6 protein-coding genes and 1 pseudogene are annotated in these 6,195 nt (G+C 67.4%); all 7 read right to left on the reverse strand.

Annotated elements, in window-relative coordinates; all coding sequences use genetic code 11:
- Nucleotides 1-523: 523 nt before the first annotated feature.
- Entirely contained in the window at nt 524-901 is a 378-nt protein-coding gene (locus JOY90_RS37790) for a PRC-barrel domain-containing protein (protein WP_291696177.1), read from the reverse strand.
- Nucleotides 902-955: 54 nt separating this feature from the next.
- A complete protein-coding gene (locus tag JOY90_RS37795; RefSeq protein ID WP_291696178.1) occupies nt 956-1,162 on the reverse strand; it encodes a hypothetical protein in 207 nt (68 codons plus the stop codon).
- A complete protein-coding gene (locus JOY90_RS37800; protein WP_291696179.1) occupies nt 1,159-1,389 on the reverse strand; it encodes a hypothetical protein in 231 nt (76 codons plus the stop codon). The genes JOY90_RS37795 and JOY90_RS37800 overlap by 4 nt, the downstream gene beginning before the upstream one ends.
- Nucleotides 1,390-1,509: 120 nt before the next feature.
- Nucleotides 1,510-4,209, reverse strand: coding sequence for a nitrate reductase (locus tag JOY90_RS37805; RefSeq protein WP_291696180.1), 2,700 nt, complete (start codon nt 4,207-4,209; stop codon nt 1,510-1,512).
- A 33-nt stretch (nt 4,210-4,242) separates the two neighbouring features.
- Nucleotides 4,243-5,460: an FAD-dependent oxidoreductase gene (locus JOY90_RS37810; RefSeq protein WP_291696181.1), complete on the reverse strand. Its 1,218-nt coding sequence runs from the start codon at nt 5,458-5,460 to the stop codon at nt 4,243-4,245.
- 15 nt (nt 5,461-5,475) lie between these two features.
- Nucleotides 5,476-5,901: a globin family protein gene (locus JOY90_RS37815; RefSeq protein ID WP_291696182.1), complete on the reverse strand. Its 426-nt coding sequence runs from the start codon at nt 5,899-5,901 to the stop codon at nt 5,476-5,478.
- A gap of 81 nt (nt 5,902-5,982) precedes the next feature.
- A pseudogene (locus JOY90_RS37820) lies at nt 5,983-6,195 on the reverse strand (MFS transporter); the annotation flags it as partial.

Raw genomic sequence — 6,195 nt, forward strand, 5'->3', positions numbered from 1 at the left:
CATCCGGCATTCCCTGCGCCCTCCCCGATTTCGAGGGCGATGCATGTAGCAAGCCTCGGACGAATCCCGTCGCGAGAACGCGAGCGTATGTCCTCTCCTGTCGCACACCCTCCGCTGTCATGCTCCGCGAAAGCGGGGCATCCAGCACAGGTTAATCGAGTTGATGAGGCGCCGGATTGCAGAGTGGGCTAAGCGGGCCACTTGCATCGACGCGCACCACGCAAAGGCGGGAGCGCGCCCATCATTTGCAACCGCGCCGTTGAAAGAATGGTGGGGACGGCGCCCCGTACGATGCGTAGCATCGTCGCGCGCGCTTCTTAGCCCATCGTACCCGTTGCCACCACCCCTGCTCCCGCTACACCGCCCGAAACGAAGACGGCCTCGGCAGCATCGAAGCGCCGAGGCCGTCACCGGAAGACCAGTGCGGGTCCCGGGGCAAGGGAAGCCGACTGGCTGTCTACAACGCGAAACAGGCAGGATCGTTGCATCCCGCCCTGCACTTTCCGTGCAATACCGCCACCGGCTAGACCACCGGCACGCCGTAATAATCGTTGAGCGCACGGGTCGCCGCGATATCGCTCCAGTTCCATTCGCCTTCCTCGCGGTATCGCGGGGCGCCGCGGAGCTGGCTTTCGGTGATGCCGGTGCGGTATCCGCCGAGCGCGGTGTCGTATTTCAGCGACTGCCAGGGCAGCGGATAGTGGTCGTTGCCGAGCCCCAGAAACCCGCCGAAGCCGAGCACGGCATAGGACACCCGGCCGCTGGCCTTGTCGATCATCACGCGCTCGATCGAGCCGATCTTGGCGTCGTCGGGTCCGTACACCGCCGTGCCCTCGACCTTGTCGCTGCCGATCAGGTTGCCGAACTCGCGCTCGTCCAGCTCATGTCTGCTCATCGCCATGTCAGCCTCCATTGAAGATGGAAAGGAGAAACAGGCTGCGCCGGCAATCGTTCCTCACCCCGTCGGCGGAGTGCCGTCATCGTCGCTCGCCATGCCGGAGCCCGGCGTCCGCTCGGCGTCGTTGAGCTTCGGGTCGCGGGTCGCCTCGCGGGAAACCGATGTCTTCGGATCGGCCTTGTGCACCCGTTGCGCGCGATCCTTGTCGGTCGGCTGCTCCTCGCCCTTCTGGTCGCGCGCAATGCCCTGGTCGGAATGCCTCATGGAATCCTCTCGTGGATGATGTCGAGCGGAACGCAGCAGATCTCCTCGCCGTCCTCATTGCTGACCGCGATGGCATAGTGCCCGTTCTTCACTTCCGGACGCTCACGCAGGACGCGCCGCGCAATCCCGTCGGCTTCGTCCATGGCCTCGATGTCGTCGGGCAGTTCCGTGTCGCCTTCGTCGACGGCCGTTCTGGGGTTGACGAGATCGAAATGATAGAGCGGCATGACACGCTCCCGCTTCTCGCGCCGCACGGACGGCTGCACCGCAGCACGCCCAGGCGCCTCAAAGCCTACGCGTGGCGAACCGAATGGTTCCTCGTGCTGAGGCGTGGCGAACGGTTACGGTTAACCCACAGCTGCGGCCGGCCGTGGCGCAGCCGCGGGTGCCTGTGCAATCAGGCGCTTCAATTCGGGAATGCAGGAGCCGCAATTGGTGCCGGCCTTGAGCTTTGCGCCGATCTCGGCCGCGGTCTTCGCGCCGGCGGCGATCGCATCACAAATGCTGCCGCGGCCGACGCCGAAACAGGCGCAGACCACGGGACCCGCGTTCGCGACGCCCTCGACCGAATGGCCCGACAGCAGGAGACGGCGCTGGTCGTCGGAGAGATGATCAGCCGCGAACAGACCTTTCACAACCTCCCAGTCGCCACCATCATGCGCGGGGCCGACAAAGAGGCAGGTCTCGATGCGCTCGCCGGCAAACGACGCCGCGCGAAAGACGCCGCCGCCGAAGTCGCGGTATTCGGCGAGATCGTCGCCGGCGATCTGCTTGAGCCAGGCCGGCCAGCGCGCAAGGTCGCCGTTATCGGCGAACAGATAGCCTTGGCCGCCGGCGACCGCGGCGCGCGCCCACCACAGGCCCGGCGGCAGCGCGAGCTCGCTGCGCGACAGCACGAAGCCGCGGAACACGTATTCATGCGGCGCGATCGAGGCCGGCGTCGCCTTGCTCTCAGGCTGGCCGGAAAACGGATCGGTGAAAGGGGCGACCAGCGCGCCGACCCGCGCGGCGGAGCTGTTGGCTTCGCTCCAATGGATCGGCGCAAACAGCGTGCCGCGCTGCGCCCGCGGACTGACCACGGCCTTCAGGATGCACTGGCCGTAATCGGTCGTCACCCGCGCAAAGCTGTCGTCGGTGATGCCATGGCGCAGGGCGTCATCGGGATGGATCTCGACGAACGGCGCGGGCAGATGCGCACCGAGTCGCTGGCTCAGGCCGGTGCGGGTCATGGTGTGCCACTGGTCGCGGATGCGGCCGGTGTTGAGCCGCAGCGGCCGTCCCGGATGGGTTTCCCCGCGCAATGCCGGCATCTCCGGCGCGATGAAGCGGGCCTTGCGATCGTTGCCGTAGAACCTGCCGTCGGCGAAGAAGCGCTCCTGCTGCCGGCTGTCGTCGGCGCGCATCGGCCACAGCACCGGCATCATCGCGTCGTAGGCGTCGTCGGAGAGCTGCGCGAGGCCGCCGATGTCGAAGTCGCGCGCACCGTCGTTCTCGAAGGCCGAGAGCGCCGCATGCTCGCGGAACACGTCGGCCTCCGAGTTGAAATCGAACGCAGGCCCGAAGCCGAGGCGCCTGGCCACCTCGCTGACGATCCACCAGTCCGGCCTGGCCTCGCCCGGTGTCGGCAGGAACGCGCGCTGACGCGAGATGCGTCGCTCGGAATTGGTCACGGTACCGCTTTTCTCGCCCCAGGCCTGCGCCGGCAGCAGCACGTGCACGCCGGCATTCACGGTGTCGTTGGAGCGGACGTTCTCGGACACCACGAACAGCTCGAGCTTGTTCAGCGCCTCGCGCACGACGTCGGCATTCGGCAGCGACACCACCGGATTGGTACCGATCACCCACAGCGCCTTGATCTCGCCGCGCGCGATCGCCTCGAACATCTGCACCGCCTTCAGCCCCTCATGGGTGGCGATGTGCGGCGCCTTCCAGAACCGCCGCACCCGGTCGATGTCGGGCGGCGTGAAGGCCATATGCGCGGCGAGCTGGTTGGCGAGGCCGCCGACCTCACGGCCGCCCATTGCATTGGGCTGGCCGGTCAGCGAGAACGGCGAGGCGCCGACCTTGCCGATGCGGCCGGTGGCGAGATGGCAATTGAGGATCGCGTTGACCTTGTCGGTGCCCTGCGCCGACTGGTTGACGCCCTGCGAATAGAGCGTGACCACGCGCGCGGTCTCGCGGAACAGCTTGAAGAAGGTCGCAACGTCGGCCTCGGACAGCCCTGTCGCAAGCGCAGTCGCGGCCGCGCTGCCGGCGATCTGCCGCGCCCGCGCCAGCGCCTCGTCGAAACCCGCGGTGTGAAGGCGGATGTAGTCGTGATCGAGCGCGCCGGTGTCGGCGAGATGCGCCAACAGGCCCGAGAACAGCGCGGTGTCGGTACCGGGCCGCAAGCCGAGAAACAGTTCGGCATCCTCGGCGGTGTCGGTGCGGCGCGGGTCGATCACGACCATGCGCGCGCCGCGCTGCTGCCGGTTGGCCACCATGCGCTGGAACAGCACCGGATGACACCAGGCCGCATTGGAGCCGACCAGCACCAGCAGGTCGGCCTCGTCGAGGTCCTCATAGCAGCCGGGCACGGTGTCCGCGCCGAAGGCGCGGCGGTGGCCGGCGACGGTGGAGGCCATGCAGAGCCGCGAATTGGTGTCGACATTGGCCGAGCCGACGAAGCCCTTCATCAGCTTGTTGGCGACGTAATAGTCCTCGGTGAGCATCTGGCCGGAGAGATAGAAGGCGACCGCATCCGGGCCGTCGCGCGCGATGATGTGCTGCAGCCGGTGCGCGACGTGGTCCAGCGCATCGCTCCAGGCCACGCGCTCGAGCGTGCCCTTGCAGCGGATCATCGGATGAAGCAGGCGGCTTTCGAGCGCGAGCGTCTCGCCGAGCGCGGAGCCCTTGGAGCAGAGCCGGCCGAAATTGGCGGGATGCTCGCCATCCCCGGCGATCTTCGCACCGCCCCTGCCGTCGGGCGTCGCGAGCACGCCGCAGCCGACGCCGCAATAGGGACAGGTGGTGCGCGTGGCGCGGAGATTGGAATCGATGGAGTTCATGGCAGGACCGTCATGCTGAATGGCCGCGACGCCTCATGCGGCCCTTGCGCCGAGCACGAGCGCGCGACCGAACATCATCTCCTTCCGGATCCGCGCGATCGGCTCACGGCCGCGGATCAATTCGAGATACCAGAGCGCGTCCGCGGTATCGCCGATCAGGACCGCGCCGGTCAGCCTTCCGTCGGCGACCACCAGCTTCTTGTAGGTGCCGCGCCTATGGTCGCTCAGCAGCATGCTCTCGCTGCCGTCGGCTCCCATGAAGTCGCCGGCGGAGAACACCGCAACGCCGGACACTTTGAGATTGGTCGCGACCACGCTGCCGGCATAGGCGGCCGATTTGCCTGCCAGGTGCCGCGCCAGCACCCGCGCCTGCTGGTAGGCCGGCTCGACCAGGCCGTAGCAGATGCCGCGATGCTCGGCGCATTCGCCGAGCGCGAAAATGCCGTCCGCGCTGGTCTGCAGGTGATCGTCGACGACGATGCCGCGACTGACGGAGAGACCGGCCTCCTTCGCCAGCATGACATTGGGCCGGATGCCGGCAGCGAAGATCACCGCCTCGGCCTCGATCTGCCGTCCATCAGCGAGTTCGACGCTCTCGACATGCGTCGTGCCGTGGATGCGCGCAGTATTGGCATTGAGGAGAACAGCGATGCTCTTGCGCTCGACCAGCGTCTTCAAGAGCAGTGCTGCCGCCGGATCGAGCTGGCGCTCCATCAGCCGGTCCATCAGATGCACCAGCGTGACGGTGGCCCCCGCCTTGGCGAGCCCATAGGCGGCCTCGAGCCCGAGCAGGCCACCGCCGACCACGACGACCCGCTTCCGCTGCGCCGCCAGCGTCAGCAACAGGTCGACGTCGCGGCTGTCGCGGAAGGTGTGGACGCCCGCGAGCTCGGCGCCGGGCACGTTGAGCCGGAGCGGCGTCGAGCCGGTCGCGAGCACCAGGCGCGAGAATTCGACACTCTCCTCGCCCTCGATCTTGAGCTCGCGCCGGCCGACGTCGATCTCGGTGGCCAGGGCGCCGTATTTCAGGGTGACGCCGCGGTCGCGCCACCACTGCGCGGGCTTGAGCTCGATCTCGTGCGAGGCGGTCTCGCCCGCCAAGACCGACGACAGCAGCACGCGGTTGTAGGCGAGCCGCGGCTCCTCGCCGATGACGGCGATGGCATGGCGGCCGAGCGCGGACTTGGCGAGTTCGTCGACAAGACGCGCGGCGGCCATGCCATTGCCGACGATAACCAGCGGCTCACTCATGGCACGCGCCTGCCCCTACTCTGCGGCCTGCGGCCGGCCATAGGCCTGGTTGATCATGAAGGTGGACAGCAGGATGTAAGCGGCGGTCCAGGCTTCGGCGACCTCGGGGGTCCAGTCCGCACCCAGTCCCTTCTCCAGCGTCCACAGCAGCGCCTGGCCCACCACCGGATAATGCTCGGCCTTGGCGCCATAGGCGACGTGGCGGGTGGCGAGCGCGCTCGCGGCGGGAAGGATCGACGGCAGGTCGGAAAGCCCGGTCACGACGATGGCGAGCGTTGCCATCAATTTCCGCCGCTGCTCCGTCATGTCGGGCGGAAACATCGCCCGCACCTGCGGCGCGACCTCGAACAGGCGATCGTAGAAGATCACCGCGGCCTGTTCGGTGATCGGCGCGACCTTGATGAAGCTGTCCTGAACCAGTTTGATCTGTGTCGGATTCATTACGGACAATCCTTAGGTTATGGGGGAAAGCCATTAGTCTGCGGGCGGGCTCGATGGTTCATCCCGGCGCCGCGCCATGATTCAGATCCTCGCTTCTGCGAGGCTCGGCGCGCCGGCGCTCTCCGGACCCTTGCGCAGATAGAACCACCAGGTCGTGGCGAGACAGAGCGCGTAGAAGGCGAGATAGATGATCAGCGCGAGCTGCGGACCGCCGGTGAGCGCGATCGACTTGCCGAAGCCCAGCGGGATCAGGAAGCCGCCGACCGCACCGATCGCGCCGATGAAGCCGACCGC

This window comes from Bradyrhizobium sp. (assembly GCF_019242285.1).
GTDB lineage: Bacteria > Pseudomonadota > Alphaproteobacteria > Rhizobiales > Xanthobacteraceae > Bradyrhizobium.

Excerpts from the sequence above, each read along its gene's own strand:
- JOY90_RS37805 (WP_291696180.1), bottom strand. The coding sequence starts at position 4,209 with ATGAACTCCATCGATTCCAATCTCCGCGCCACGCGCACCACCTGTCCC.
- JOY90_RS37810 (WP_291696181.1), bottom strand. The coding sequence starts at position 5,460 with ATGAGTGAGCCGCTGGTTATCGTCGGCAATGGCATGGCCGCCGCGCGT.
- JOY90_RS37795 (WP_291696178.1), bottom strand. The coding sequence starts at position 1,162 with ATGAGGCATTCCGACCAGGGCATTGCGCGCGACCAGAAGGGCGAGGAG.
- JOY90_RS37790 (WP_291696177.1), bottom strand. The coding sequence starts at position 901 with ATGGCGATGAGCAGACATGAGCTGGACGAGCGCGAGTTCGGCAACCTG.
- JOY90_RS37800 (WP_291696179.1), bottom strand. The coding sequence starts at position 1,389 with ATGCCGCTCTATCATTTCGATCTCGTCAACCCCAGAACGGCCGTCGAC.
- JOY90_RS37815 (WP_291696182.1), bottom strand. The coding sequence starts at position 5,901 with ATGAATCCGACACAGATCAAACTGGTTCAGGACAGCTTCATCAAGGTC.